General features: G+C 63.9%; 27 protein-coding genes and 1 pseudogene. 6 read left to right on the top strand and 22 right to left on the bottom strand.

Translation table 11 applies throughout. The features are described from left to right. The first annotated feature begins 36 nt into the window (after positions 1 to 36). Positions 37 to 1,716, top strand: a complete 1,680-nt coding sequence (locus L8U58_RS03235; protein WP_043015153.1) for an FAD-binding dehydrogenase — start codon at positions 37 to 39, stop codon at positions 1,714 to 1,716. Next, positions 1,703 to 2,980 carry an amidase family protein gene (locus L8U58_RS03230; protein WP_269954674.1) on the top strand — a complete coding sequence of 426 codons (1,278 nt, stop codon included), beginning with the start codon at positions 1,703 to 1,705 and terminating at the stop codon, positions 2,978 to 2,980. The genes L8U58_RS03235 and L8U58_RS03230 overlap by 14 nt, the downstream gene beginning before the upstream one ends. On the opposite strand, the gene L8U58_RS03225 is transcribed toward L8U58_RS03230, so the two are convergent. Beyond that, positions 2,955 to 3,749, bottom strand: a complete 795-nt coding sequence (locus L8U58_RS03225; RefSeq protein ID WP_034967761.1) for an SDR family NAD(P)-dependent oxidoreductase — start codon at positions 3,747 to 3,749, stop codon at positions 2,955 to 2,957. The two genes, L8U58_RS03230 and L8U58_RS03225, sit on opposite strands and share 26 nt — an antisense overlap. Positions 3,750 to 3,906: 157 nt before the next feature. Here L8U58_RS03225 and L8U58_RS03220 point away from each other — a divergent pair, with 157 nt between their 5' ends. Continuing rightward, positions 3,907 to 5,127: an HNH endonuclease signature motif containing protein gene (locus L8U58_RS03220; protein WP_269954673.1), complete on the top strand. Its 1,221-nt coding sequence runs from the start codon at positions 3,907 to 3,909 to the stop codon at positions 5,125 to 5,127. A gap of 3 nt (positions 5,128 to 5,130) precedes the next feature. Here the strand turns inward: L8U58_RS03220 and L8U58_RS03215 are convergent, their stop codons facing one another. From L8U58_RS03215 to L8U58_RS03200, 4 genes and pseudogenes are all read right to left on the bottom strand, one after another. Then, on the bottom strand, positions 5,131 to 6,342 hold the full coding sequence (locus tag L8U58_RS03215; protein WP_034976574.1) for an MFS transporter: 1,212 nt from the start codon (positions 6,340 to 6,342) through the stop codon (positions 5,131 to 5,133). After that, positions 6,342 to 6,767, bottom strand: a complete 426-nt coding sequence (locus L8U58_RS10230; RefSeq protein ID WP_269954699.1) for a family 1 glycosylhydrolase — start codon at positions 6,765 to 6,767, stop codon at positions 6,342 to 6,344. The genes L8U58_RS03215 and L8U58_RS10230 overlap by 1 nt, the downstream gene beginning before the upstream one ends. 81 nt (positions 6,768 to 6,848) lie before the next feature. Beyond that, positions 6,849 to 7,346, bottom strand: a pseudogene (locus L8U58_RS10225) (family 1 glycosylhydrolase); the annotation flags it as partial. A gap of 18 nt (positions 7,347 to 7,364) precedes the next feature. After that, positions 7,365 to 7,568 (bottom strand): hypothetical protein, encoded by a 204-nt coding sequence (locus tag L8U58_RS03200; protein WP_269954672.1) that lies wholly within the window; start codon positions 7,566 to 7,568, stop codon positions 7,365 to 7,367. An 89-nt stretch (positions 7,569 to 7,657) separates the two neighbouring features. On the opposite strand from L8U58_RS03200, the gene L8U58_RS03195 reads away from it, so the two are divergent. Next, positions 7,658 to 8,917 (top strand): alpha/beta fold hydrolase, encoded by a 1,260-nt coding sequence (locus tag L8U58_RS03195; protein WP_269954671.1) that lies wholly within the window; start codon positions 7,658 to 7,660, stop codon positions 8,915 to 8,917. 23 nt (positions 8,918 to 8,940) lie between these two features. Here the strand turns inward: L8U58_RS03195 and L8U58_RS03190 are convergent, their stop codons facing one another. The 3 genes from L8U58_RS03190 to L8U58_RS03180 are packed head-to-tail and all read right to left on the bottom strand — an operon-like array spanning position 8,941 to position 10,164. After that, entirely contained in the window at positions 8,941 to 9,108 is a 168-nt protein-coding gene (locus L8U58_RS03190; protein ID WP_168163089.1) for a hypothetical protein, read from the bottom strand. A 10-nt stretch (positions 9,109 to 9,118) separates the two neighbouring features. Then, positions 9,119 to 9,802, bottom strand: a complete 684-nt coding sequence (locus tag L8U58_RS03185) for a YceI family protein (protein WP_035008140.1) — start codon at positions 9,800 to 9,802, stop codon at positions 9,119 to 9,121. A gap of 20 nt (positions 9,803 to 9,822) precedes the next feature. Beyond that, positions 9,823 to 10,164 carry a hypothetical protein gene (locus L8U58_RS03180; protein ID WP_034974339.1) on the bottom strand — a complete coding sequence of 114 codons (342 nt, stop codon included), beginning with the start codon at positions 10,162 to 10,164 and terminating at the stop codon, positions 9,823 to 9,825. Between the two features lie 71 nt (positions 10,165 to 10,235). Between L8U58_RS03180 and L8U58_RS03175 the strand changes: the two genes are divergently transcribed. Beyond that, positions 10,236 to 10,610, top strand: a complete 375-nt coding sequence (locus L8U58_RS03175) for an RNA polymerase-binding protein RbpA (protein WP_034967776.1) — start codon at positions 10,236 to 10,238, stop codon at positions 10,608 to 10,610. On the opposite strand, the gene L8U58_RS03170 is transcribed toward L8U58_RS03175, so the two are convergent. Genes L8U58_RS03170 through L8U58_RS03160 form a run of 3 tightly spaced genes read right to left on the bottom strand, consistent with a single transcriptional unit; the run spans position 10,601 to position 13,246 of the window. Beyond that, positions 10,601 to 11,392: a polyprenol monophosphomannose synthase gene (locus tag L8U58_RS03170; protein WP_034967779.1), complete on the bottom strand. Its 792-nt coding sequence runs from the start codon at positions 11,390 to 11,392 to the stop codon at positions 10,601 to 10,603. The two genes, L8U58_RS03175 and L8U58_RS03170, sit on opposite strands and share 10 nt — an antisense overlap. Next, entirely contained in the window at positions 11,385 to 12,812 is a 1,428-nt protein-coding gene (lnt, locus tag L8U58_RS03165; RefSeq protein WP_034967781.1) for an apolipoprotein N-acyltransferase, read from the bottom strand. Before lnt ends, L8U58_RS03170 begins: the two co-directional genes overlap by 8 nt. After that, positions 12,809 to 13,246, bottom strand: a complete 438-nt coding sequence (locus L8U58_RS03160; protein WP_034974346.1) for an FxsA family protein — start codon at positions 13,244 to 13,246, stop codon at positions 12,809 to 12,811. Before L8U58_RS03160 ends, lnt begins: the two co-directional genes overlap by 4 nt. A gap of 150 nt (positions 13,247 to 13,396) precedes the next feature. On the opposite strand from L8U58_RS03160, the gene L8U58_RS03155 reads away from it, so the two are divergent. Then, positions 13,397 to 13,654, top strand: a complete 258-nt coding sequence (locus tag L8U58_RS03155; protein WP_034967787.1) for a hypothetical protein — start codon at positions 13,397 to 13,399, stop codon at positions 13,652 to 13,654. Here L8U58_RS03155 and L8U58_RS03150 read toward each other — a convergent pair. The 11 genes from L8U58_RS03150 to L8U58_RS03100 are packed head-to-tail and all read right to left on the bottom strand — an operon-like array spanning position 13,651 to position 25,745. Beyond that, entirely contained in the window at positions 13,651 to 14,379 is a 729-nt protein-coding gene (locus L8U58_RS03150; protein WP_269954670.1) for an SDR family NAD(P)-dependent oxidoreductase, read from the bottom strand. The two genes, L8U58_RS03155 and L8U58_RS03150, sit on opposite strands and share 4 nt — an antisense overlap. After that, the gene (locus L8U58_RS03145; RefSeq protein ID WP_269954669.1) at positions 14,372 to 17,044 is read right to left on the bottom strand and encodes a DEAD/DEAH box helicase; all 2,673 of its coding nucleotides are present in this window, start codon (positions 17,042 to 17,044) and stop codon (positions 14,372 to 14,374) included. Before L8U58_RS03145 ends, L8U58_RS03150 begins: the two co-directional genes overlap by 8 nt. Then, the gene (gene tatC / locus L8U58_RS03140; protein WP_034967798.1) at positions 17,031 to 18,008 is read right to left on the bottom strand and encodes a twin-arginine translocase subunit TatC; all 978 of its coding nucleotides are present in this window, start codon (positions 18,006 to 18,008) and stop codon (positions 17,031 to 17,033) included. The genes L8U58_RS03145 and tatC overlap by 14 nt, the downstream gene beginning before the upstream one ends. Then, positions 18,009 to 18,269 carry a Sec-independent protein translocase subunit TatA gene (gene tatA, locus L8U58_RS03135; RefSeq protein ID WP_034967801.1) on the bottom strand — a complete coding sequence of 87 codons (261 nt, stop codon included), beginning with the start codon at positions 18,267 to 18,269 and terminating at the stop codon, positions 18,009 to 18,011. A gap of 38 nt (positions 18,270 to 18,307) precedes the next feature. After that, a complete protein-coding gene (locus tag L8U58_RS03130) occupies positions 18,308 to 19,276 on the bottom strand; it encodes a WYL domain-containing transcriptional regulator (protein ID WP_034967805.1) in 969 nt (322 codons plus the stop codon). Beyond that, on the bottom strand, positions 19,273 to 20,208 hold the full coding sequence (locus L8U58_RS03125; RefSeq protein ID WP_269954668.1) for a helix-turn-helix transcriptional regulator: 936 nt from the start codon (positions 20,206 to 20,208) through the stop codon (positions 19,273 to 19,275). Before L8U58_RS03125 ends, L8U58_RS03130 begins: the two co-directional genes overlap by 4 nt. Further along, complete coding sequence (pafA, locus tag L8U58_RS03120) at positions 20,205 to 21,584, bottom strand: Pup--protein ligase (RefSeq protein ID WP_269954698.1); 1,380 nt, start codon at positions 21,582 to 21,584, stop codon at positions 20,205 to 20,207. The genes L8U58_RS03125 and pafA overlap by 4 nt, the downstream gene beginning before the upstream one ends. Before the next feature lie 26 nt (positions 21,585 to 21,610). After that, entirely contained in the window at positions 21,611 to 21,805 is a 195-nt protein-coding gene (locus L8U58_RS03115; RefSeq protein WP_034967812.1) for a ubiquitin-like protein Pup, read from the bottom strand. A 3-nt stretch (positions 21,806 to 21,808) separates the two neighbouring features. Beyond that, positions 21,809 to 23,332 (bottom strand): depupylase/deamidase Dop, encoded by a 1,524-nt coding sequence (gene dop / locus L8U58_RS03110; RefSeq protein WP_269954667.1) that lies wholly within the window; start codon positions 23,330 to 23,332, stop codon positions 21,809 to 21,811. A 12-nt stretch (positions 23,333 to 23,344) separates the two neighbouring features. Beyond that, the gene (arc, locus tag L8U58_RS03105) at positions 23,345 to 24,898 is read right to left on the bottom strand and encodes a proteasome ATPase (protein ID WP_269954666.1); all 1,554 of its coding nucleotides are present in this window, start codon (positions 24,896 to 24,898) and stop codon (positions 23,345 to 23,347) included. A 13-nt stretch (positions 24,899 to 24,911) separates the two neighbouring features. Beyond that, complete coding sequence (locus L8U58_RS03100; protein WP_034967823.1) at positions 24,912 to 25,745, bottom strand: tRNA (adenine-N1)-methyltransferase; 834 nt, start codon at positions 25,743 to 25,745, stop codon at positions 24,912 to 24,914. Positions 25,746 to 25,759 lie beyond the last annotated feature (14 nt).

Below are 25,759 nucleotides of genomic sequence, written 5' to 3'. Positions count from 1 at the left end.
TAAGAACTACTGGCGATTAACCGAGAGGAAATACCTGTGACAACTCCCACCAACCCCGATGTCATCATCGTCGGTGCCGGCCTGGCTGGCCTCGTCGCCGCCTACGAGGCGCAGAAGTCGGGTTTGAAAGTCCTGATCCTGGACCAGGAAAACCGCAACAACCTGGGCGGACAGGCGTTTTGGTCGCTGGGTGGCTTGTTCTACGTGAATAGCCCCGAGCAGAAGCTGATGGGAGTCAAGGATTCCGAGGAACTCGCTTGGCGCGACTGGGAGAACTCCGCGCAGTTCGACGACACCCAAAACGACTACTGGCCCCGCCGCTGGGGTCGCGAATACGTTCGCTTCGCCGCCACTGAGAAGCGCGACTACCTGAAGTCCCTGGGTCTCAACGTGCTGCCCACCGTCGGCTGGGCAGAGCGCGGCTCCGGCGACGCCAGCGGCCACGGCAACTCCGTTCCCCGCTTCCACCTGACCTGGGGCACAGGCCCCGAGGTTGTGCGCGTCTTCCGCGAGCCCATTGAAGCCGCCGAGGCAGAAGGCAAGGTCGAGTTCCGCTTCCGCCACCAGGTCGACGAACTGATCGTAGAAAATGACGCCGTCGTCGGCGTTCGCGGCAGCGTGCTGGAACCTAGCGATCTGGACCGCGGCGTGGCGTCCTCAAGAAAGGTCGTGGGGGAGTTCGAACAGCGCGCGTCCGCCGTCGTAGTGACCTCTGGCGGCATCGGCGGCAACCTGGACCTGGTGCGCCGCGCGTGGCCGACCGACCAGTGGGGGCCGGTCCCGAACGACATGGTCACCGGCGTGCCGGCCCACGTGGATGGCCGCATGATCAAGACTTGCGAAACCGCCGGCGCGAACCTGGTGAACACCGACCGCATGTGGGCTTACACCGAGGGGATGAAGAACTGGAACTCCATCTGGCCAGGCCATGGAATCCGCATCATCCCTGGCCCGTCCTCTCTGTGGTTGGACGCGACCGGTAGGCGCTTCCCGTCCAATATCATCCCGGGCGGCGACACGATCGCCACCATGAAGCACCTCGGTACCACTGGCCACAGCTACTCGTGGTTCGTCCTCAACAAGGCGATCGCCGACAAGGAGTTCATCTTCTCCGGCTCCGAGCAGAACCCGGATCTGACCATCAAGAAGGTCAAGAACCTGCTCTCGAAGGTCGGCCCCGGCACGCACCCAGCCGTCAAGGCGTTCATGGATCATGGCGAGGACTGGGTAGTCGCCGACGACCTCGGCTCCCTGGTCGAGGGCATGAACGCCATCGCCGACGACGATGCGCCCGAACTCGACGTGCACGAGATCCGCCGCATCATCGAGGATCGCGATTCCCAGATCGACAACAAGTTCAGCAAGGACTCGCAGATCAACTACATCCGCACCGCCCGCGGCTACCTGGGCGACAAGATCGTCCGCTGCGCCGCTCCGCACCGCCTGCTGGACGAGACGAAGGGGCCGCTCGTCGCCGTCAAGCTGCACGTGCTGACCCGCAAGACCCTCGGCGGTATTGAAACTGATCTGTCCGGCCGTTGCCTGCGCACCGACGGCTCCGTGCTGCCGGGCCTCTACGCCGCTGGCGAGGTTGCCGGTTTCGGCGGTGGCGGTATGCACGGCAAGAACGCCCTGGAAGGCACCTTCCTTGGCGGCTGCATCCACTCCGGCAAGCGCGTTGGCGAGAACCTGAAGGCGACCATTGCTCAGCGCTAGCGAATGGCGCGCCGCGGCGCTGAAACACGGCACGGTTCCGCTCATTGAGAAGACCCTCCGGCGTATCCGCGCCCAGGACCGGAACTTCAATGCGATCTCGGTGCTGCTCGACGACGAGGCCCTGGCCACCGCCGCCGAACTCGATTCCTCCACAGACCCCGGCCCGCTGCACGGCGTGCCAGTGCTCATTAAGGAGGAAGTCCACGTCCGCGGCGTGCCCACCACCTACGGCACCAACGCCAACCCTACGCCCGCGGCCGCCGACGACGAGATTGTTCGTCGGCTACGCAACGCCGGCGCCATCATCCTGGGCAAAACCACCATGCCCGCCTTCGGCGCCTTCCCGTTCACCGAGTCCGAGGCCCGCGGCATCACCCGCAACCCGCACAACCCGCGCTTCACCCCGGGCGGTTCCTCCGGAGGCTCCGCCGTCGCCGTCGCCGCTGGTTGGGTGCCTTTCGCCGTCGGCGGGGACGGTGGCGGTTCGATCCGCATCCCCTCCGCGCATTGCGGCCTGTACGGCCTCAAGCCCGCCCGCGGCACATTGCCAGGGGAGGATCTGTGGTGTCGCCTCGGCACCGCCGGTCCGATTGCTCGTTCCGCACGCGACTGCGCCCTTCTTTTTGACGCCCTGTCTGATTCCGTCGCTACCGAACCCGAGGGGGCGTCACTAAGAATCGGCGTAAGCCTGCGCCCCACAACGCCGCTGACTCCACCGCACCGCGACCACGTCCGTGCCGTGCGCGCGATGGCCGAGCGGCTGCGCGGAATGGGCCACGACGTGCGCGATTACACGCTGCGCCACAAGGATCCGACGGCGGCGTTTGTGACTCAGTTCTTCGCGGGGATCCGCAAGGAGATCGCTGACCTCGAGTACCCCGAGCGCATCGAGGGGCGCCACAAAGTCACGCGCGCGGCGGGCGTGTGGGCGCAGGGGCCGGTGCTGCGCTGGGCAGAGAGCTTCTCCGACCGGCTGGGGGAGCAGCTGGATCGGGTGTTCGACGAGGTCGATGTGCTGCTGACCCCGACCGTCGCTGCGCGCCCGGCGCGGGCCGGTGTGCTGACGGGCAAGGGGATGCTGGCAGCGCAGATCGCCAGCCTTCCGTCGGTGGCCTACACCGCCCTGTGGAACGTGTCCGGCCATCCCGCGATGAACATTCCCGCAGGTAAGGGGCGCGATGGCCTGCCGGTTGGTGTGCAGTTGGTGGCGCGCGATGAGCGGCTTTTGCTGGACCTGGCTAGCGCTTCATCAGCCGGCCCATAACCTCAGTCATCACGCGCCGTGGCATGCGCTGCGACACACTCGTCAGCAGTTTGTTGCGGGCGCCCGCGACGACCGAGGGCGGAGGCGACTTGCGCAGCAGCGCTTCGATGCCCGCAGCGACCACGTCGTGGCTGCTCATGCGCTTGAGTCCGCCGTCGGCGCGGTCGCTGCCCGCCACCCGGAAGAACTCCGTCTCCGTCGGTCCGGGGCACAGCGCCATGATCCGCACCCCCGAGCCCTTCCGCTCCGCGTACAGCCCTTCCGTAAATGACAGCACGAAAGCTTTCGTCGCACCGTAGACCACCATGCCGGGGGAGGGCTGGAACCCCGCGATCGACGACACATTCAGGATGAAGCCATTTCCGCGCTCTTCGAACCGCGGCAGGAACATGTGCGTCAGCTCTACTAGCGCGTGGACGTTCACCGCGATCTCTGCGCGCAGGCTGTCGGTCGGCACGTCGCTGAAGGATTCGTAGTTGGCGAAGCCCGCGTTGTTGATCAGTGAGGTTACCGTGATTCCGCGCGTCGATAGCTCCCACGAAATCTCGCCTGCCACGCCGTGTTCCGATAGGTCTTTGGCTATTACTTCGACCTTTACTTTGTGACGCCTCTTAATCTCCGCCGCAATCCTATTCAGCCGATCCTGACGACGTGCGACCAGAACGAGGTTCGCACCCTTGGCTGCCAGCTGGAGGGCGAATTCCTTGCCGAGACCCGAGCTGGCGCCTGTAATAAGGACGGTTTCTTGGGAGAGATCCAAAGTGCTCATGCCTCTATTTCTACATGATTCGGGGGAGTTCGGCAGCCTGATTGGATTCGAACAAACAGTCTAGTTATACTACAGAGTTAGCTTTTCATACGGCAAAAGTGTTGACTAGTTTGGAACGTGTGTTCTAGAATGGTGTTAGTTCACACAAGGGGATCGCATGAACACCACTGCACACGCCAACACACCCGCCGAACCACCACCAGAAACCACTGAGCCCTACTACCGTCTCGCGCGTTCCGACGATCCGCTGACGGTCACGTCTCGCACCTTAAACCTGACGCATCTTGCTATGGTCGAGCAGTCTACTCCGGCCCCGGACGACCTCGTTCCCGATCATGTATCGAAGATCGCGGTGCGCTTCGGTATTAGCAAGGTAGTGGCGGCCAATTACGCCGACGCGGGCCTGATGCTTGCAGCATTCCCGCGGATCCACGAACTCTTCCGTAGCGGTGCGTTTACCATCCGCCACATCCAGCAGATCACTGAAGCAGTCCAGGCTGTGGCCCCCGAGAAGCGCGCCCATGTTGAGGAAGGGATTCTCAAAGCCCTCAGCCCCACCCGTCCCAACCAGCATGTTCCCACTCCGCGGGCTGCCTATAACAAGGTGAAGACGGTCGTGGGCAATCGGGACGTGTTGGCGACTCCGCACGATAAAGCCCCGCCAAAGGATACGAACGCTCCCGAGCTCTTTTTCGACCGCGGTCAGAACGAGACCACGGCGATCACCCTCATCGTTCCGCGTCTGCGTGGTGTGGAACTGCACAAAGCCGTGAAGTCGGCCGCAACCAAGCGTGGCTGCTCCATGGGCGAGGCCTTCCTGGCCATGCTCGACCAAAGTATCACCACCGAAGTCACCCTCAACCTGTACAAGGCAGTCACCCCGCAACCTCGCGGAGTATTCGCCGAGGATCACTGGTTGTCAGAGGCCGCCAGCTGCGAGTGGCTCAAGAAAGTCACCCACCTGGCGGCCCCCGGGTACACCGCGACGGAGGGCTACCAGGCGACGGAGCTGCTGCGGGCGTCAGTAACAGGGCGCGATGGGCACTGCCGTTTCCCGGGATGCGACGTGCCGGGGTACGCGTGCGACGTCGACCATGTACACCGACATGCCGATGGCGGTCCGACGAGCACCGCGAACATGCACCTGCTGTGTCGTACCCATCACCGGCTCAAAACGGCTGGTACCTGGGACGTTGCGCTGCATGCAGACGGCACGGAGGTGTGGACCTCCCACGGTGACGGCCACCAGGTTGTGACCACGCCCGACGGCCCTCTTGCTCGCGAGAACTTCGCAGAACGCGGGGTTCGGAAGGCACGGGTTGTGCGCCAGTTGAACGCGGAAATAATGCAACGCAACGAAGGGGAACCGCCGTACTAGCCACTACTTCGAAGAGGTGACGGGCAGCACCATCAGCGCGCCGACGATGCAGATGATGCTGCACATGAGGAACATGCCGGGGTAGTCAAAATGCCTCAGCGCGAGTGCGGCTAGGCCGCCACAGAACATGTTGCTGACCCCCTGGGTGAGCGACATCAGCGACACGTCGCGCGCGCGGTTCCTCTTGCTGGGCAACGACTCGTTGACCATGGCCTGATCCACGCTGCTGAAAACACCCCAACTGATACCCAACAGAATCGCCGCGGCACAGACTAACCCCATGCCGGTGGCGATCGTCATCATGCCCGTAGCCGCCGCCACCCCGAACGCCGACACGACAACCAGGATCTTCCGCCGGCCAATCCGATCCGACACATTGCCGCTGACAATCGCGGTGATGATGGTGAAAACCGCATACAGCACGGTCAGCATCAACACGCCGGCGTCTGGATCCGGCACGCCGATGTGATCCCGCAGGTAGTACAGCAAGTAGAACAGGCTGGTGTAATTGGCCAGATGAATCACGAATCGACTGGCGAAAACCAGCCAATAGTTGCGGTAGGACCCTTCGTCGCCGACCGTGACAGACAGCGAATTATGCGGGCGAACGTGCGAATCAACGTGGCCGCGCCCGACGGCGAATTGGAAGATGAAGACAAGGGAAATGACGCCCACAGCCCAGTAAGCCTGCGTAATCGGCAAAGCTGTTGCGACAGCAGTCCCGCCGACAATTCCGAAGGTGTATGTGGCGCCGACAATGCCAGAGACGAGCCCAAACTTTTCCTGCGGCACGACGTCGGCGGTGACTGTCATGAGGTTGTTCGTCACAAACGCAACGAAGACCTGCACTAGGCACCACAATCCGGTGAGAACCCAGAAGCTGGGTGTGAAGGACATCAGAAACAAGCCGACCGTGACCAGGGGAGCGGCCAGCAGCACCCAGGGCAGTCGTTTGCCCCAGCGGTTCACCCAGAACCAACTGCGGTCGGCGGCATAACCGGTGATCAGGCTGGATACCACGGCGGTCGCGCCGCCGAGCATCATGAGTAGGGCGAGGGATTCCTCCTTGCTATCCGGGCGCAGTTCGATCATCTGCAGTCCCAGCAACAGCTGAGTCGGCCCGGCCCAGGCGATGACGGAGCCAAAGAAGGCTATGCCGAACTTCCAGAAGAACAGTTTCGGCTCGCGCTCGGCGGCGGTGAGGGTGTGCAGCATCAGTGGCCGTCCTCTCTGAATTGAGCGCTGATCTCCGGGGTAATGGCGCCTTCGCGGATCAGCGCCTGCAATAGGCGGGCGGCGGGCTTGGCCTGCCGATCAACGTCGACCACGCCGAACTTCTGCGCCATGCCTTCGGACCATTCCCAGTTGTCCACGAAGCACCAGTGGTAGTAGCGCTCCACGGCAGGAACGCGGGAGAGTTCCGCCAGGTGGTCCAGGATGAATGCGCAGCGGAAACGCTCGTCCGCGTCGGCGGTGCCGTTCTCCGTGATCCACACCGGCAGTTGGTAGCGCTCCGCGAGCTCGGCGGAGACCTCAGCAATCCCCGGCGGGTAGATTTCCCAGCCGAGGTCGTTGGTGGGGGTATGGGGGAAGGTGGCGTCAGAAAAACCGCGAACCGCAGTGCGCGAGTAGTAGTTAATGGCGACAGCATCGGCGAAGACCCCGCCGCTGGGGAGGTCGACGCCGGGGTGGCCGAGGAGTGGGTGGAAGCGGCCTTCGAAGAAGGCGGGCTCGATTGCCCCTTGGAAAAGCCATTCGACCAGGGGAGTTAGTGCGCGGTGGATGGGGTTGCGCGGGTTCATGGGGGCGAAAACGCGGCGGTGGTGGGCGAAGGTCACGCGCGGATTGTCCAGGCGTGAGTGGATGCGCTGGTAGGCCAGCAGGTGCGCGGCTGCCATGTTCCGCAGGCACGGGCGGACCTTGGCGAGGCCACCGCGGCCGGGTGGGGTGGAGCCGAAGAGGTACGCTTCGGTGGCGAAGACGTTTGGCTCGTTGATGGTGATCCAGTCGGTGACCACGTCGCCCAGGTGGTCAAGCACGACGTCGACGTAGCGCAGGAAGATCTCGACGTTCGCTTCGCGGGTGAAGGCGCCGGTGGCTTCGAACCAGGCGGGATGGCTGAAGTGGTGCAGAGTCACCAGCGGTTCAATGTCGCGTTCGCGCAGGTCTAGGAGCTCTTCTCGATAGCGCTTTAGCGCGTCGTGGTCGTAGCGGCCGGGTTCGGGCTCTACGCGCGATCACTCCACGCCGACGCGGGCGATCTGCAGGCCGAGTTCGCTCATGAGTTGGTTGTCCTCGCGCCAGCGGCGCCAGTGGTCGGTGGTGGGGTGCGGGGTGGTGCCGTCTTTGGCGACCCACTCGCTCCAGTTGTTGGGGCGCGGCGATCCTTCGATCTGGAGGCCGGCCGATGCGGTGCCGATGCGGATGTTGCTGAGGTCCATGCACCTAACTTATTGACGCCCTTAGTTTCTGTTGGCAAAGTTTTTCATTTTTACCCCATTGGGGGTATTTGGTTTGTTAAAACAAAACAATGATCAAAAAGACAGCAGCGCTCGCATGCACAACAGCCATTGCATTTGCCGGTTTCATCTCGCCAGCCCAGGCGGCGGAGGTGACGAAGAGGGAGAAGGTCGCATACTCCAATGTATTCGGTGACCTGCACATGAGGATGCCGAAGACGGTGGACCGGATCGAATACACGACGACCACCTCGGATGGGAAGAAAACCCAGGTTAGCGGCTATATCGTGGAGCCAGTCGTGGAGTGGAAGGGTAAGGGGCCACGCCCAACGGTGGTGATCGGCCGTGGAACGGTCGGGCAGGGCGACCAGTGCGCGCCGAGTAAGAACTGGCCGCTGGATGGGCAGCCGGGTCCGATCAAGTCGAAGCGTTTGGTGAACCTGGAGGGCATCTACGACTGGGTGTTCGCCTCCAAGGGTGTGCGCGTGGTGGTGACGGACTACATCGGCATGGGAACGCCGGAAATGCACACGTACATGAACCGCGACGACCAGGCGCACGCGATGCTGGATGCAGCGCGCGCAGCGGGCGTGGGTGACGGGCCGGTGGCGTTCTACGGGCACTCGCAGGGCGGTGGCGCGTCGGCAGCGGCGGTCGAGGCGGCGGCTGAGTACGCTCCGGAGCTGAATGTGGTCGGCGCCTATGCATCCGCGCCGCCGGCGGACCTGGAGGCGGTGCAGCGCAACATTGATGGATCTGACCTGGTGGGCGCAATCGGCTTCACGATCAATGGGCTGTTGGAGCGTTATCCGCACCTGCAGCCGTTGCTGGACAAACATCTGAACGACAAGGGAAAGCAGGCGCTCAAGGACCTGTCGACGATGTGCACCAACGAGATTACGGACAAATACGGCCACCAGAAGACTAGCGAGTGGACCAAGTCAGGCAAGTCGCTCGATGAGCTGTTGGATGACATGCCCGAGGCGCGGGAGGCTATGGAGCGTCAGCGCATTGGCACTAAACGTCCGGTGGCGCCGGTGATGGTGATATCTGGGCGTCATGACAAAAACGTCGAATACAACCAGGCGAAGGAACTAGCGCGTAAGTGGTGCGAAAAGGGCGCGCAGGTCGAATACCGCGACGACATCATGCCGCCGGTGGGTGAATACAATCACTTCATTCAGGCGGTGACGGGCGGCGCGTTCGGTATCGACTTCATTCTGAAGCGTTTCCGCGGCGAGCCGCTGGGGCGTACATGCGAGGGGTCGGTGGGGCAGGCGCAGGGCTCCGTGGAAGGTAGTGCGGCGCTGCCCAACGTGATGGGAAGTTAAAGTGTCATAATGTATATTATCGGCTAATCCCTGGCCTGCCACAGCTGGTAACACGTGGCGGCCAGGAACAGCACACAGAACGCGGCGAAGAAATACGTCAGCCCCGTGCCCTTCCACAGCAGATAGCCGATAAAGAACAACAGCACGACGATGCGCATGATGCGCGAGTACTTAAGCATCTCCGGAGACATGCGACCGAGCCTACTTAACCTGCTCTAGCACCAGCAACAGATCGATGGTGCCTTCATCGGCAATCGTTGCGGCAACGAACTGCGGCGTGTGAATGTCGTAGTCGCCGCGCTTAAATGGAATGTTGCCCTGCAGGATCACGTGCTCGCCGGTGCGCAAAACCTTCAGCTCGGCGGTCACCTTGTTCTTCTTGCCGTGCAGCTCCAGGTCGCCGGTGATGCTCACCGTGTCAGTCGTGCCATTGTCCGGCAGCTTGGACACGTCGGCGGGCTCCGTCAGCGTGAACGAGGCCTTCGGGAACTTATCGGTGTGCAGAATGTTGTTGCGCACGTTGATGTCGCGCTTCTCTACGTCACTGCTGATGCTGGCAACATCCACGGTGACCTGGCCTTCTGTCAGCTTCTTGTTGACGACCTTGAGCTCGCCCTCAACCTCTTCGGTGCGGCCCGAAGTGGTCTTGGTGCCCGCCGGCAGCTTCTCGTCGAAGGTGTATCCGGCCTGTGAGGTGTTGTCTCCGGCGCCGCTCACCACCTGCCACGTGCCGTCTACGCCCACGCTGGCAGGCTCGCCACCTGCGGTTATGTCGGCCGTGCGGAGCCCGCGATCGTTGAAGAAATTCACAACCAGCGGCCCGAACGCCATCAGCACGCCAACGACCATGCCAATTACGGCGAGAGTGATGATTCCCTTACGCATGCTCTACAGCATAGCCCTTCCTACCTGCGACCCCGAAGTTGCTCGACGCGGGTGGCTAGCCCTTCTAGTTCGGACGCCAACTCCTCCACCACCTCGGCGGACTCCCCTTCCCGCGCCGCGGTGCACAGGTCTTCAGCGGCGCAGCGGAGCTCGAAGAGGTCATCGTGAAACTTCTGGGCAGCGCTGGCTGACAGGATGACGGAGTCGACCGGGATGGACGTGCCCGCGAGTTGGGCACGCTGTTCATAGGCCCGTTGGCGGCACGACTGATTGCAAAACTTGCGGGGACGATTCGTCGGACCGGGTTCGACTACCCTGCCGCACCAGGCGCAGTGCTTGGGTCGGGGCTGTGGTCGGGGCATGGAACAATTCTTCGTAGGGTTTCGTTGTTATGATGAGTTAGTTCAAAACACTATGAGGAGTGATGATTCTTATGGCCGATCGCGTGCTGCGCGGAAGTCGCATGGGTGCCGTTTCTTATGAGACGGATCGCGATCACGATCTGGCTCCCCGCCAGATGGTGAAGTACCGTACCGAGGACGGGGAGATCTACGAGGTCCCCTTCGCCGACGATGCGGAGATTCCACAGGAGTGGATGTGCAAGAACGGCCAGCTAGGCACGCTTGTAGAAGGCGAAGGCCAGGAATCCAAGCCGGTGAAGCCCCCGCGCACTCATTGGGACATGCTGCGTGAGCGCCGCAGCCTGGAGGAGCTCGACGAGCTGCTCGAGGAGCGCATCGAGCTTCTTCGCAAGCGCCGTCGCACCGCGGTGAAGCTCATGAAGGAGCAGGAAGCCGCTCAGAAGTAGCGGCTAACGGTGCCGGCGCCGATACGCCAGGACTCCTGCGCCAGGTACTTCACCTGGTTAAAGCGGTGCGCCGCACCCCACTTCGTCACCTGCACCAGAGCCTCGGAGACGATGTTGCCGCTCATCTTCGAATCGCCGATCTCGCGCTCGGTGAAGGTGATCGGAACCTCGCGCACGTCGAAGCCGGCCTCGACAGCGCGCCACGCCAGATCCACCTGGAAGACATAGCCGGCGGAATCAACGGCGTCCAAGTCGATGCCCTCCAGAACATCGCGGCGGTAAGCGCGGTAGCCACCGGTGATATCGGACAGGCCAGCGCCCAGAGCCATGGAGGCGTACACGTTGCCGCCCCGGGAAAGCACCTGGCGGCTCAGCGGCCAGTTCACGGTCTTGCCGCCCTTCACGTAGCGGGAGCCCAGCACCATCTCCGCGCCGGAATCGATGCGATCCAGCAGCAGGTACAGCTGCTCCGGAGCGTGAGAGCCATCGGCATCCATCTCACACAGAATCTCGTAGTCGCGCTCCAGGCCCCAGTGGAAGCCTGCGATGTAAGCGCCACCCAGACCCCCCTTGCCGCCGCGGTGCATCACGTGGATCTTCGGGTTCTCAGCGGCCATCTCGTCGGCCAGCTCACCGGTGCCGTCCGGGCTGGAATCATCGACAACGAGCACGTCCACACGCTCGGGCTCGGCCTTCAGCAGCCGACCGATGATCAGGGGAAGGTTCTCCCTTTCGTTGTAGGTCGGGATGATGACCAGCGTTTTATCGCTCAGCTTATTCATGAAAAGCTTTCTTACCTTTCCTAAAAGTGAAAATCACAGACAGCAGACCCAGGATAGCTAGGATCCTTTCCACCCATGGGCCGACGAGAGCTGACAGGGTCATTGTATCGTTTAGAGGCAACTCGGCCTCGAGGGCGTCAGAAGTAAAGATATCGCTGCGCTGCTGAACCTTCCCATCCGGCGAGACAATCGCCGAGACACCCGAGGTAGCGGCAACCACCACCGCACGATCGTACTCCTGTGCGCGCATTCGCGACATTGCAAGCTGCTGGTAGGTCATATCCGTGAACCCGAAGGTCGCGTTATTCGTCGGGCTCGTCAGGATCTGCGCGCCACCCTGTACAGCCATGCGGAAAGCCCCGTCGAAGCTGACCTCGTAGCAAGTAGCCACGCCAACGGGGATGCCGTTCATGTGCACCACGCCATTATCGTCGCCGGGCTGGAAGTTACCGGCGCGGTCGACGTACTCGCTGAAGTTGCGCAGGAAACTGCGGAAGGGCATGTATTCGCCGAAGGGCTGGAGGAAGCGCTTGACGTGGCTCTCCCCCGGCCCGTTGCCGTCCCACACCACCATCGTGTTGTGCTGCGGGCTGACGGTACCGACCAGGATCGGGGCGCCGATGGAACTCTGCGCACGCTCGATTTCCTGGCGGGCGGCGCGGTCGGTGAAAGGATTGACGTCCGCGGAATTTTCCGGCCAGATGACGATGTCCGGGTGCGAGTCCAGCTTCTCGGTGCGGCGCACGTGATTATCCAGCACAGCGCGGCGCTGAGCGTTGAAGTCCAAGCCCAGGCGCGGCACATTGCCCTGCACGGCGACGACATCGACGCTGCGCTCTGCGCTGGTTCCGGGAATCAGCAGCACATAGGCGCCCACCACGGCCACTACCCCGGCCAGGGTGAATGCCGGCATCCGTTGCTTGCGGACAGTCAAGGCCAACAGCACGCCGAACAGCACCACGGCGAAAGTGACCACCGCCGGGCCGCCGAGGCGGATAAGCCAACTCAGCGGGCCGCTGGCCTGGCCCCATGCGATGCGTCCCCACGGAAAACCCCCGAAGGGGAAGGAAGAACGCAGCCACTCGACCGCGACGAACCAGGCTGGGATGCCGAGGATCTGGGCTGGGAGGGGGCGTCGTACTAAATGCTTCAGACCCCAGCCGAACAGCAGGCTATACAGGGACTGGACAAGAGCGAGGGCGATCCACGCAGCCGCGCCGACGAACTCCCCCACCCAGGGCAGCAACAGGGCATAGATCGTGGCTCCCTGCGCCCATGCCATTAGCATCGCGCGCCGGTGGTCGACGAAGTAGAACAGCAGCGCAAACCCCAGCGGCGCTGCCCACCACAGACCAGTCGGCTCGAAGGAAGCGAAGATCATCACGCCGCTGAATACAGCGACGAGGAGCCTGAGGATCATTCGTTCTCGCCCGCACGGTGGTCGATGACGTCGCCCCACCCATTCGAATCCTGGATCCGGTTAACTCGCGAATACGTCGTGACGCCAAAGCTTTCCAGTGAACGGCGCGCCGCCTGGCCGAGCATCTTGCGGATCACGGTGCGCGTCGGGGGGATCAGGAAAAGCAGGCCCAGGAAGCTCGAGACGATACCGGGAACGGCGACGCCCAACGCGCCAACCATGGAGAGCGCCATATCGGCCGACAGCTTCCCCGGTTGGTCGTTATGCTGCAGAGCGCGGACGGTGAGCTCACGCATCTGCCATGTGGCAACAGCAATGCCCAGGACAAACAGGCCTAGGAGCAGCAGCAATGCCCAGAGCCAGCCGATCCACTGGCCAAGCAGGATGAAGGCGATGACCTCCACTACGAGGTATACGGCGGGAAGAAATTGCATAAGACTTGGAAGCTCCTATAGTCTCTGTCTGAAAATTTGTTATGAAATCGCGATCTTCGTAACGGAATCGTGCTTACATAACGATAACGAAGGTGTGGGAAGAATCGTTCCTGCGCAACTCGAAAAACGATACTTTTAGGGAGAACCTCGATGCGTCTACGTCGCTCTATCATCGCCGCTGTACTGGCCCCCACCATGGCTCTGGCCACCGTCACTCCGGCGGTTGCGGAAACGACTACTCAGGGTTCCAGCACTACCACCGAGGGCTCCAGCACCAAGGAATCCGATGAGTGGTGGGAAAACCTGAACCCCTTCGCCAAGGTAGCTATCGGTATCGCCGCTGCCACCGGCATCTCCGTCGCCTTCGGCGTGCTGCGGACGATCTTCTACAACATCTTCCACGTCTAGCGTGGCGCACGCCGCCACAGCCAGCGCGGAACCACCTGCATGGCGGCGGCAAGTAACTTAAGGGAGCGCGGGATCCACACGGATTCCGCGCTGTCGTCGTTTATAGCGCGAACCGTGGCCTCGGCGACCACGTCCGGCGTGGTGGACAACGGCGCCGGATCCATGCCGCGGGTCATGCGGCCAATGACAAACCCCGGGCGCACGATCACCAGGCGCACGCCGGTGCCCTGCAAAGCGTCCTGCATGCCCTGGCAGAAGCCATCCAGGCCGGCCTTCGCGGAACCATACACATAGTTCGGGCGGCGCACGCGGGCACCGGCGATCGAGGAATAGGCCACCAGCACTCCCCTGCCGCGGGACTTCATCACCTGGGACAGCTCCGTCAGCAGGACCGCCTGGGCGGTGAAGTCCGTGTGCAGAATGCGGTAGACCTCGGCAGAATCGCGCTCCGCGAGTTCCTGGTCGCCCAGCACGCCGAACATCGCCAGTGCGACGTCCAGCGGGCCGGTGGCCTCGATCTCCGCGATGAGGTCGGCGTGGGAATCCACGTCGGTGGCGTCAAAAAAGAAGGAATCGACCTGCGTGGCGCCGAGGCCTGTCAGCTCCTCGGCGAGGTCCGTCGTGCGTCGGCCCGCGAGCACCAGATGATTGCCAGGGGCGAGGCGACGGGCGATCTCGCCGCCGATCTCGCTGGTCGCGCCGAAGATTGCGATTTTCTTAGCCATCGAGGGCTACAACTCCTCGTCTCATAGCGGCGACCGCCTTGCGGGAGGCCGCCTTCACTTCATTGGAATAACCGGTCAGCTTGATCTGATCCAGCAGGTCGATCACGCGGCGGCACCAGCGCACGAAATCGCCGGGGGTCAGGGTGGCGCCGCTCGCCTCGGCCGCGCGCAGGCAGTATTCCAGCGGGGCACCGGCGGTCCACTGGTGCACTGCGGTGGCGAAGCCCAGCTCCGGTTCGCGCGTGACGGTGAGGTTGTGGCGCTGCTCGTCGGTGGAAAGCTCCTGGTAGATGCGCCAGGTCTGGCTGATGGCGGTGGCCAGGGGCTCGGTCGGCACGCCATCGTCCTTGGCGCCGGAATCGCGACGGTTTTCGAAGACACAGGTGCTGGCCACGGCCGCGAGCTCCGCCGGATCCAGGTCGTCCCAGATTCCGCGGCGCAGGCACTGGGCGACCAGCAGGTCGGATTCGTGGTGGATTCTGGACAGGCGCTCGCCCTCCAGGGTGATGCGGGCGGTGTTGTCGCCGAGCTCCACATAGTCCAGCTCCGCCAGCAGCGCGAGGATACGGTTGAACTGGGCGGACAGGGAATCGGACTCCTGCGGATGCTCCTTTTGTTCGAACTCCAGGCGGCGGCCGGCCTTCAGGTACTGTTCGGCGGCGCGGCACAGTTCCTCGCGGCCTTCCCAGGCGTGCACCGGGTGGGCGTGGACCCGTTCGCGCAGCTCCAGCGCGTGCAGGGAACGGCGGCGCGCCCGGGGCTTAAGCTTCTTTGGCTTATCCAGTTGCAGGCGCCGCAGGTTGGCGGCCACTCCCCTGGCCTGGCGCTTCGGGTTGCGCGCCACGCCCTTGTGCAGGCGCATGTGGCCGATGTGTACCGGGGTGTTGCCGAACATGTCGGGGTTCACGCGCTCCACCCAGCCGTCATCGGTGATGATCGTCGGGCGGCCGCGGTGGTCGGAGCGGACGATGACAGCCGTCGTGGGATCCTTGCCGGTGGGCAGGGCGATCACGTCGCCGGCCTGCAGAGACTGCAACAGTGAGGTGGTCTCCGTCGCCGCCTCGTCGACGACCATGCGTTTGGCACGGCGCTCCTCCTGTGACAATTCGCGGCGCAGCTGGCCGTACTCGGTGACCAGCTGGAAGTCCTCGTTCAGGCTGTTTGACGGGCGGCGCACGCTGCGGATCGCGGCCTTGAGCTGCTTTTCCTGCTGGGCAAGTTCGCGGCGGCGCTTCTCTATCTGCTCGGCGCTCTCCACCACCGCGCCATTGGTCTGATACTGGGCAAAGGAGCGCAGCAGCAGGCGGTGTGCCTCATCCAGCCCCATCGTGCCGATGAGGTTCACGGCCATGTTGTACCCCGGACGGAAGGTGGAATCTAGGGGGTAGGTTCTTGTCGACGCCAGGTCGGCGACTCCATAAGGATCCAGCCCATGGCTCCACAACACCACCGCGTTGCCCTTCGTGTCGATGCCGCGGCGGCCCGCGCGACCCGTGAGCTGGGTGTATTGGCCGGGGGTCAGGTCGGCGTGGGTCTCGCCGTTGAACTTCACCAGCTTCTCCAGCACCACCGAGCGGGCGGGCATGTTGATGCCCAGCGCCAGGGTCTCCGTGGCGAAGCAGACCTTCAGAAGGCCGCGGGCGAAGAGGTCCTCCACGATGTGGCGGAATGCCGGCAGCATGCCGGCGTGGTGGGCAGCGAAGCCGCGGGAGACTGCGCGGCGCCACTGGCGGAAGCCGAGGACGTTCAGGTCCTCCTCCGTCAGGTCGGCCACTCCTGCGTCGATGGTGCGCAGGATCTCCTCCTTCTCCGCTGGGGATGAGTAGTCCACGCGATTGACCAGCAGGGCGCGAACGGCGGCGTCACAACCAACCCGCGAAAAGATAAAGTAAATCGCAGGCAACATGCCGGCGGTGGCCATGTGCTGGATCACGTCCACGCGCTTCGGGCCGCGCCGCTTGCCGGTTTCCTCGGCCTTAGCGGCGGCTGCGACGACCTTGCGGTTGATAGCGCCGAGATGCTGCTCCGAGCCTTCGAAGAGGGGCAGAATCTGGCGGCCGACCATCATAAACTGCGTCAGCGGCACGGGGCGCTTCTCGGTGACGATGATCTCGGTATCGCCGCGGACGGCGGAAAGCCAGCCGCCGAATTCCTCGACGTTGGAGACGGTGGCGGACAGGGACACGAGGATCACGCGCGGGTCGAGGTTGAGGATGGCCTCCTCCCAGACTGGGCCGCGGGAGCGATCGGCCAGGAAGTGCACCTCATCCATGACGACGTGCGTGAGGGTCTCCAGCCGCTCGGAATCGGCGTAAATCATGTTGCGCAGGACCTCGGTGGTCATCACAACGATGGGTGCGTCGCCGTTGATGGTGACGTCGCCGGTGAGCAGGCCCACGTTGGCCTCGCCGTAGCGCTCCACCAGGTCGCTGAACTTCTGGTTGCTCAAGGCCTTGATCGGCGTGGTGTAAAAGCAGGTGCCGTCGCCGTGGAAGGCGGCGAAGACGGCGAACTCGCCGACGATCGTTTTGCCCGCGCCCGTAGGGGCGGCCACCAGGACCCCCTGCCCCCTGTCGATGGCTTCGGCCGCCTGGACCTGGAAATCGTCCAGCGGGAAGTCGTACTGGGCGCAGAAGCGCTCTACCTGGGGGCTAAAGGATGTCATCGAAATCGCTGTGAGTGAAGTCTTGAGCCTTGGGGTCTTGACGTTTCGGCGTGGCTATCGGGCGAGCCGCGCTAGTGGACTGCGGGGCGGGCGTGGCGGTGGCAGGCTGGATGGGCTGCGGTGCGGCGATGTCGGAACTGTCATCGTCGTCGAGTTCCAGCCAGTCCTCCTGGTTGTTCTTGCGGCGCTTGTCGTTGAGGCGGGCGATCTGCGTGGCGATCTCCATCATCGCGCACAGGGAGGTCGCCAGGATGACCATAGAGATCGGATCCTGACCCGGCGTGACGAACGCAGCGAAGAGGAACAGGAAGGCCCAGATGAAGCGGCGCTTTTCCTTTAGCTGCTGGTAACTCACCACGTGCGCCAGATTCAGCAGCACGGTGATCAGCGGCACCTCGAAGCTCACGCCGAAAATCAGCAGCAGCGCCATGGCGAAGCTGAAGTACTTCTCGCCGTTCAGCGCGGCGATCTGCGCCTCGTCACCGATCGTCAGCAGGAACTCCAGGCCGAAGGCCAGCACGAAGTAAGCCAGCACCGCACCAACGGCGAACAGCACGCCGGCGGAAATGCCCACGCCGAGGGTCCAGCGCTTCTCATTCTTGTGCAGACCCGGGGTGATATAAGCCCAGATCTGACCCAGCCAGATGGGTGAGGAAAACACCATGCCGGCCAGCGCACCGACCTTCAGGCGCAGCATAAACATCTCGAACGGGCTGGTCGCCAGCAGGCGACACTCCCCCGCCTCAGAGCCGAAACGCGCCTCGGGCGGCAGGTTGCAATACGGTCCGCGCAGTACCTCGCCCAGCGAAGCGATCGGGCCGACCTCGACGTTGTACCAGATGTAGCCGATGATCGTGCCGATGAAAATGGCAACCAGGGAAATGAATACGCGCTTGCGCAGCTCATTGATGTGCTCGACGATGGTCATCGAACCATCGGCGGGCTTCTTTAGCTTCTTAGCCACTTACTCGTTCGGCTGCTGCTCGGTCTTCGGCTGGGCCTGCGGCTGGGCCAGGTTCTGTGCCTGCTGCTGCTCGGCGGTCGGAGCCTTCTTCTCGGCCAGCTCTTTCTTGTCGCCGTCGGTCTTCATCTCGTCCATCTCGGATTTGAAGATGCGCATGGAACGGCCCAGGGAACGTGCCGCGTTGGGCAGGCGGGTCGCTCCGAACAGCAGGAAGATGACCAGAGCGATGATAATTAGTTCAGGAACGCCAAGGTTCGGCATTGTTTTCCACGAGCTTTCTGTTGTTGGAATCGGTCTTTCTATCCTAGCCCGCGAGCCTCGTATGCTTCGAGGCCGCGCCGCGCTAGGGCTTTTAAGTTCTCGGACAATGGTAGCGGTTCAAGCACGCGAATTCCGTGCGAAAACCCGAGTAAAAACCTAAGAAGCCACGGGCCGGTTTCGGGCACGTCGACGACCAGGCGTGACTCGTCCTCCACCACCCACATCGGGAAGTACTCCAGCATCCACCGCAGCGACTCGTCGAGCTCTATGCGAGCCCATCGGTCGCTACCCGCAAACCCGAAGGGATCCTGCGGGTCGATCTCGGGTACGTCGAGCGGGCTGGCTGTGCCTTCTTCGCCCAGGTCAAGCCCGTCGATGCGGGACAGCGCAAAGGTTTTTCTAGTGACGCCACCTTCCCGCGCCCACAGGTAATACTCCCCGTCGACCAGGCCCACGTGGTCGGGGTCTACGGTGCGGGGGCTGAACGTGTCGCTGGAGACGGATTGGTAGTTGAAGCTGACTTGGCGGCGGGTGCGGATGGCCTCAGCCAGGCTGTGGCGCAGATCCAGGAAGGACGCCTCCGAGGGGGCCAACTCGGGGGTAAAAGTTTCGGTATGGGCGCGTCGCGCGCGCAGGAGCGTCTGGATCTTCTCGCTGGCCGTGTCGATCGTCTGCTGTGTCTCCGCCGGCGCCGTGGAGCGCAACGCCTCCAGGTTCAGCAACAGTACACCGGCCTCCATCGGCGTGAGCGCCACTGGGCGATCCAACCCGGCGGAGAACTCCACGGTGGCGCGCATGCGGTCGACCGTGACCTCCACCAGGGATCCCGGGAAATAGCCGGGAAGGCCGCACATGCTGACCTGACCGAGCTCGCGGGTGATCTGCGCGGTCGACAGGTTAAGGGCGCGCCCAGCCTCCATCAGGCTGCTGTCCGGGTGATTGCGGAACCAGGCGACCACCGACAGTGTGCGCTGGAACTGCTCGGCGTTGGAACGAAGGGGCGTCATTTAACAGCCTCCTTGAGAACGGCAACAACATCGGCGACGAGATCCGGCGGCGAGGTAACGATGACATGGGGTGCATAGGCGGCCGCGGTGCGGACAAACCATGTGCGCTCCACGGGGCCGATCTGGCCGTTGTCATCGGTGAGGCGGCGCAGCTCCCAGGCGCCGTCATCCGGGAATTCCACGGTCGCCGTGACCATCTGGCGGCTGCGCGCCAACCCCTGGGCGATGAGCTGCTGCGGGGTGCCTTCCGGGCGGGGGTACTGGGAGAACTCCGGGAGGGCTACGACGGAATCGATGCGCGCCAGGCGGAAGGTGCGCTGGGCCGCGCGGTCGGGGTCGAAACCCGTGACATAGGTCAGGCCGTCCTGGGCGCCGAACGCCCACGGCTCCAGGCGGCGCTCCTGGGGTGTATCGACCAGCGAGGGATAGTAGTTGAAGCTCAAGACCAGCCCGTTATCGAGGGCGCGAAAGATAGCGTCGAAGGAATCGCCATCCAGGTCAGTGTGATCCGGGATGGCGGGAATGGCAACCTCGCCGGTGGAGATGCGGTGCTGCATCCCGGCGGCGGCCAGCTTGGCATACGCGGACTGGGCGGCGTGATGCATGCCGCTGGACTGGGCCCAGTGGCTGGCGGCTGCGATGACGGCGGCCTCGGCATCGGTGAACTCGATGTCGGGAAGGAAAGTCTGGGCGGGGTCGAGGCTCAGTTCGTCCGTGCCGCCGATATGCACGCCCAACGCGGCGAGGTCCCGGCGGTCGCGGCTGAGCTGGCGGCGGGCGGAATCGTCGTTGTCGTGCTGATAGCCATCAACATTGGCCAGCACCCACTCGACGGAGCGCGGACCGTCCGAGTTGAGAAGTGCGATCACCAAGTTAAACAGCCGGGTGGCGCCGGGCATCCAGTGGGTTTCGACGGGGCGATTGCGGTTCATCGGGCTTCCAGGGAGGAGATAATGCGGTCGACATCCTCGTTGGAGTTGGCGAAAGGATCGGCCAGCAGAGCCTCTGCCCCATTCTCGCCGTTGACCTTCACCCGCATCCAATCCACCGTGTAGGAGAGTTCGGGATGCGCACGCACCGCGGAGATGAAGCGGCCGCGCACCGCCGCGCGGGTGGTCGGCGGGGCGTGACGGACGGCCTCCTTGATGACCTCCGGCGCCAGCAGAGTCTTGGCCAGCCCGCGCCGAGCCAGCACGTTGAACAGACCACGTTCCGGGTGGATGTCGTGATACATCAGGTCGATCTGCGCCAAACGCGGATCGATGGGATCCAGGCCGCGGGCGGCGGCCATGCGATCCAGGAGGGACTTTTTGATCACCCAGTCGATCTCCGTGGAGACCGGAGCGAAGTCGCCCGTGTCGAAGCAATCCAACACGCGGCCCCACAGATCCACCACGGGGGCTAACTCCGCGTTGGAGGTGCCTTGCTCCGTGTCTTCACGCGAGGCGAGGTAGGCGCGGGCGGCGTCATAAAAAGCGCGCTGCACCTCCAACGGCGTGGCCGTCGACCCGCTGCGCAGAGCGATGTCGACCTGGCCGGTGAAGTCGCGGGAGATTTCGCGGATAGAGCGAATCTCGTTGGCCATCTCGAAGTCGGGCAGGGGAACGCCGGCCTCGATCATCTCCAGCACCAGTAGAGTGGAGCCGACCTTCAGGGCTGTGGTGACCTCCGACATGTTTGAATCGCCCACGATGACGTGCAGGCGGCGGTACAGGGAGGAATCGGCGTGCGGCTCGTCGCGGGTGTTGATGATGGGGCGCGAACGGGTCGTGGCGCTGGAGACGCCCTCCCAGACGTGGTCGGCGCGCTGGCTCATGGTGTAGCCCGGGCCGAAGTTCTCGTTCGGCGCGCCGGGGTACGGGATGGCGAGCTTGCCCGCGCCGCAGATCAGCTGGCGGGTGACCAAGAAAGGCAGCAGCTGCTTGCTGAGCCCCTTGAGGGGAATATCGCGGCTAACCAGGTAGTTTTCGTGGCAACCATAGGAATTGCCGAGGGAGTCCGTGTTGTTCTTGAGCAGATAGACCTTGCCGCCGACGGCCTTCTCGGCGCGGTCGGCCAGGTCGTGGAACATCAGGTCGCCGGAGCGATCATAGGCGATCAGCTGGTGCAGGCTATCGCATTCCGCGGTGGCGAACTCCGGGTGGGCGCCGACGTCCAAGTAGAGGCGCGAGGCGTTCTCGGTGTAGATGTTCGAACTGCGGTGTTCCTCCACGACGGGGGCGAAGAGCTTGCGGGCGATCTCGTCGGGTCCCAGGCGACGGGAGGAATCCTGCATGTTGGCGATGCCATACTCCGTCTCGAGGCCCATGATGCGGCGGCGGATAGCTGGGGAGGTCACTGCCCGCCCTTTTGCACGTAGGAGCGGACGAACTCCTCGGCGTTGTTTTCTAACAGCCCGTCAATCTCGTCCAGCAGATCGTCGGTGCCGGTGACGTTCAGCTGCTGGGTGCCGGCGCCGGTCGTCTGATCCAGCGGTTGGTCGTCGTCGCGCCGACCGCCGCCGGCGCTGATCTGTCCGCCCTGAGTCATTGGTTAATCTTCCTTTCTGCCAATCCCGGAGACCTTGTCCGGGTGGATGTCCTTCAAGCCTGCCACGAGCTCGGCAACGGTGGGCCGAGACCCCGATTCCAACAGTGCGCGCAGCTCCAGTTGGTTGAACGCGCGGGGGTCGTCCATGGTGATCCGCACGGCACCGTCGGGGGTATCGACGATGACGTTATCCCAGTTCGCCGAGAGGATGTCGGCGGAGTAGTTCGCCACCAGGTGCCCGCGCAGCCAGGCGCGCGTGGCCCGTGGTGGGGCGTCCACCGCTGCCGCTACCTCCGCCGGGTCGACCAAGGTGCGCATCCGGCCCTTGTTCACCAGAGCGTGATACAGCCCGCGGCGCGGGTCGATGTCCGAGTACTGCAGATCCACCAACGCCAGGCGCGGGTCGGTCCATTCCAGCCCGCGGGCGCGGTAGGCGTTGATCAGCTGCAGCTTGGCCGTCCAGTCCAGCCGATCGGCGGTGGACAGCGGGTCGGCTTCCAGGTCGTCCAAGATCTCGCCCCAGAGCTCGTAGACCTCCAGGTCGTCGCCGCGCAGATCGAGGATCTCCCAGACCCTCTTGCGGATCTCCCGCTGCGTCTCAATCGCCGTGCGCTCGACCTGACCGTAGAAGCGCAGGCGGTAGGCGCAGTCCAGGTCGCGGGAGACGCGCTGGACGTCCGCTACCGGTTCCAGCAGGCGCAGGTCGCCGAAGTAGGCGCCCGCGGCGACAGCCGCCAGCACCAGCGCGGTGGTGCCGAACTTCAGGTAGTTGGAGAACTCGCTGAGGTTTGCATCGCCGATGATGACGTGCAGGCGGCGCCACCTATCGGCCTCGGCGTGGGGTTCGTCGCGGGTGTTGATGATGCCGCGGTTCAGGGTGGTCTCCAGCGAGATATCGGTCTCGATGTAGTCGGCGCGCTGGGTAATCTGGAATCCTGGTTGCTCGCCTGCTGGACCCAACCCGATGCGGCCAGCGCCGCAGAAAACCTGGCGGGTGACGAAGTGCGGAATTAGGGCGGCCTGCACGTCCTCAACGTTCAGGTCCCGGGGGTACAGGTAGTTCTCGTGCGCGCCGTAGCTGGCGCCCTTGCCGTCGACGTTGTTCTTGTAGATCTTCAGCTCCGGCTCGGCGGCCTCGGCTGCGCGGTGCATGATGATGTCCCCCGCCCGATCCCACACCACCGCATCGCGGGCGGTCGTGGTCTCCGGGGCGGAGTACTCCGGGTGCGCGTGGTCGACGTAGAAACGCGCCCCGTTGGCCGTGATGACGTTCGCCGCGCCGAGGGCGTTCGGATCCAGTACCGGTGCGCTCCCCCGGCGATAGCGGCGCAGGTCGAAGCCGCGAATGTCGCGCAGAGGGGACTCGTTCTCATAGTCCCACCGGGTGCGACGATTGACTCCCTGGCCGCTGTGCTCTGCGTAGGCAATGACAGCCTGGGTGGAGGTGAGGATCGGGCTGGCAGCCGGGTCGTTCACCGCGACGATGCCGTACTCCGTCTCCGAGCCAATGATGTGCGGGCCAAACAAGATTCTTCCCTCCTAGACCTTGTGCACGTCGATGTCCACGACGCGCTTCGTGCCATGGCCGTAGATGCGCGCCCACTCCGCGGGATTGGTGGTATCCGGCAGGTCTTCCGAATCCGCCACCTCGGCAAGCACCGCCGCGGAGACGTGATCCGGGCGCAGGCCGTCTGTACCGTTTGCGCCGTTGTGCAGCGCATCCTTGATGGCCAAGGTCTTCGCCCGATCCACGATGTTCGCCAGCATCGCGCCGGAAACGAAGTCCGCCCAGTACAGGTCCTCGTGGCTGCCGTCGGCGTAGTGGAGCGTGACGTAACGGTGTGCCTCGTCCCGGGCAAAGAGCTCGTCGACAATGCTCTGCCGCAGGGCCGCCGCTGCTGCGTCGCTGGAACCGGCGGCGGCGGAAAAGTTGGCGTCAATAGGAAGAGAAGCAACGAGGTGCTTCGACAAGATGGCCTCCGCACCGGCCGCGTCGGGCCGGGCAATGCGGATTTTAACGTCGAGGCGACCAGGGCGCAGGATGGCCGGGTCGATGAGCTCCTCGCGGTTCGAGGCACCGATGATAATGACGTTGCCTGCGGCCTCCACACCGTCGAGCTCGGCGAGCAGCTGCGGGACGACCGTCGACTCCATGTCGGAGCTGACGCCCGTGCCGCGGGTGCGGAACAGCGCCTCCATCTCGTCGAAGAAGACGATGACAGGGCGGCCCGAGCTGGCCACGCGGCGAGCCTGCTCGAAGATGGCGCGGATCTGGCGCTCGGTCTCGCCCACGAACTTGTTCAGCAGTTCGGGGCCCTTGATGTTGAGGAAGTACGGGGAATCCGACTGCGCCAGGGAGTTCGCCACAGCCTTCGCGATGAGGGTCTTGCCGTTGCCGGGCGGGCCGTAGAGCAGCACGCCCTTCGGCGGACGCAGGCCATAGCGTGTGTAGATCTCGGGGTGCAGGAAGGGCAGCTCGACCGCGTCGCGGATCTGGGTGATCTGCTGGCCAAGGCCACCGATGTCGTCGTAGGTGACGTCCGGGACTTCCTCCAGGATGAGGTTGTTCGTTTCCGCGCGGGGTACGGCCTCGAAGGCCCAGCCCGACTTGCGATCCACGATGACGGAATCGCCGGTGACCACGTTGCCGACCAAGTCCGCGGCGGCCTTGACCACGTACTCCTCGCCCACCTTGTCGGCGATGATCAATCGATCCCCGGTGACCTCCACGACCTGCGCGATGTCGCCGAAGTCCGGCTGGCCGGTGACCTCCACGACCTGCTGCCCCTCCCCCAGGCGCACCATCGCGCCGGGCACCAGTTCGTGCTGCGGAACATGTGGAGAAACCATCAGGCGCATCCGGCGGCCGGCCGTAAATACCTCCGCGGTGAAATCCCGGTTGGCCTGCAGCAACGTGCCGTAGGTGCTGGGCGGTTCCGCGAGCGCTTCCAGACGACCGTTGATCTCCTCCAGCTTCGCGCGGCTGGCCTGCAGCAGCTCCACGAGCTTCGCGTTGCGCGCGCCGAGTTGCCGGTTTGCGATCTGCAACTCGCGTAGGGTCTTCGGTCCTTCCGCTGCTGTGTTCTCGGTCATACTGACCAGTCTACTAACGGCGTGCGCGGCGTTGCGGTCGAGGTGCGGTGACGCCATCAGCCAGCCTGCGCGCCAGGATCAGAAATGCCGTGTGCGCATTCATCCGGTGTTCGGGGCGGGTGGCCAGGCCGTCGACCTTCCATTCGCGAACGAGGGATTCCCACGCCTTGGGTTCGGTGAAGCAACCGGTTTCGCGGATGCCTTCCATGACCTTCATCAGTTGCGGCACGGTGGCGACGTAGGTCATGAACACGCCACCCGGGATCAGCACGTCCTTGACGGTATCCAGCATCTCCCAGGGCTCCAGCATGTCCAGCAGCACGCGGTCGACTTCCCCGACGTCCTCCTTGGTGACGGTCTTCAGGTCGCCGAGGCGCAGGTCCCAATTGTCGGGGTGGCCGCCGAAGTAGTCCTCCACGTTGTCCTTGGCGTAGGCCAGGTGATCTTCGCGGATTTCATAGCTGATGACCTTGCCGGTCGGGCCGACGGCGCGCAGCAGCCAGGTGCTCATTGCGCCGGAGCCGGCGCCGGCTTCCAGCACGGTGGCGCCGGGGAAGATATCGCCTTCCACGAGGATTTGGGCGGCATCCTTCGGGTAGATGACCGCAGCGCCGCGGGGCATGGACAACACGTGGTCGACCAGCAGGTGGCGGAAGCACAGGTATTCGCCCGCGCCGGAGGACTTCACCACGGTGCCTTCGTGCTGGCCGATGATGTCGTCGTGGCGGATCTCGCCCTTGTGGGTAAAGAAGCTCTCGCCCTTGGCCAGGGTGATGGTGAAGTGCCTGCGCTTGGCGTCTGTGAGCTGCACGCGGTCGCCTTCGGTGAAACGGCCGGAATATGCCATGTGGTCTTCCTTCC

The sequence above is a fragment of the Corynebacterium macclintockiae genome (assembly GCF_027570165.1).
Taxonomy (GTDB): Bacteria; Actinomycetota; Actinomycetes; order Mycobacteriales; family Mycobacteriaceae; genus Corynebacterium; species Corynebacterium macclintockiae.
The sequence above is the reverse complement of the archived record's forward strand: the minus strand, read 5'-3'. Positions and strand labels throughout refer to the sequence as shown.

Bases quoted from the DNA above. Each gene is read 5' to 3' on its own strand.
- L8U58_RS03170 (WP_034967779.1), bottom strand. From the start codon at position 11,392: ATGAATAAGCTGAGCGATAAAACGCTGGTCATCATCCCGACCTACAAC.
- L8U58_RS03115 (WP_034967812.1), bottom strand. From the start codon at position 21,805: ATGACTCAGGGCGGACAGATCAGCGCCGGCGGCGGTCGGCGCGACGAC.
- arc (WP_269954666.1), bottom strand. From the start codon at position 24,898: ATGACCGAGAACACAGCAGCGGAAGGACCGAAGACCCTACGCGAGTTG.
- lnt (WP_034967781.1), bottom strand. From the start codon at position 12,812: ATGATCCTCAGGCTCCTCGTCGCTGTATTCAGCGGCGTGATGATCTTC.
- L8U58_RS03155 (WP_034967787.1), top strand. From the start codon at position 13,397: ATGCGTCTACGTCGCTCTATCATCGCCGCTGTACTGGCCCCCACCATG.
- L8U58_RS03215 (WP_034976574.1), bottom strand. From the start codon at position 6,342: ATGCTGCACACCCTCACCGCCGCCGAGCGCGAGCCGAAACTGTTCTTC.
- L8U58_RS03200 (WP_269954672.1), bottom strand. From the start codon at position 7,568: ATGGACCTCAGCAACATCCGCATCGGCACCGCATCGGCCGGCCTCCAG.
- L8U58_RS03185 (WP_035008140.1), bottom strand. From the start codon at position 9,802: ATGCGTAAGGGAATCATCACTCTCGCCGTAATTGGCATGGTCGTTGGC.
- L8U58_RS03100 (WP_034967823.1), bottom strand. From the start codon at position 25,745: ATGGCATATTCCGGCCGTTTCACCGAAGGCGACCGCGTGCAGCTCACA.
- L8U58_RS03130 (WP_034967805.1), bottom strand. From the start codon at position 19,276: ATGACGCCCCTTCGTTCCAACGCCGAGCAGTTCCAGCGCACACTGTCG.
- L8U58_RS03190 (WP_168163089.1), bottom strand. From the start codon at position 9,108: ATGTCTCCGGAGATGCTTAAGTACTCGCGCATCATGCGCATCGTCGTG.
- L8U58_RS03195 (WP_269954671.1), top strand. From the start codon at position 7,658: ATGATCAAAAAGACAGCAGCGCTCGCATGCACAACAGCCATTGCATTT.
- L8U58_RS03125 (WP_269954668.1), bottom strand. From the start codon at position 20,208: ATGAACCGCAATCGCCCCGTCGAAACCCACTGGATGCCCGGCGCCACC.
- L8U58_RS03145 (WP_269954669.1), bottom strand. From the start codon at position 17,044: ATGACATCCTTTAGCCCCCAGGTAGAGCGCTTCTGCGCCCAGTACGAC.
- pafA (WP_269954698.1), bottom strand. From the start codon at position 21,584: ATGGGCCTCGAGACGGAGTATGGCATCGCCAACATGCAGGATTCCTCC.
- L8U58_RS03225 (WP_034967761.1), bottom strand. From the start codon at position 3,749: ATGAGCACTTTGGATCTCTCCCAAGAAACCGTCCTTATTACAGGCGCC.
- L8U58_RS03175 (WP_034967776.1), top strand. From the start codon at position 10,236: ATGGCCGATCGCGTGCTGCGCGGAAGTCGCATGGGTGCCGTTTCTTAT.
- L8U58_RS03180 (WP_034974339.1), bottom strand. From the start codon at position 10,164: ATGCCCCGACCACAGCCCCGACCCAAGCACTGCGCCTGGTGCGGCAGG.
- tatA (WP_034967801.1), bottom strand. From the start codon at position 18,269: ATGCCGAACCTTGGCGTTCCTGAACTAATTATCATCGCTCTGGTCATC.
- L8U58_RS03150 (WP_269954670.1), bottom strand. From the start codon at position 14,379: ATGGCTAAGAAAATCGCAATCTTCGGCGCGACCAGCGAGATCGGCGGC.
- L8U58_RS03220 (WP_269954673.1), top strand. From the start codon at position 3,907: ATGAACACCACTGCACACGCCAACACACCCGCCGAACCACCACCAGAA.
- L8U58_RS03160 (WP_034974346.1), bottom strand. From the start codon at position 13,246: ATGCAATTTCTTCCCGCCGTATACCTCGTAGTGGAGGTCATCGCCTTC.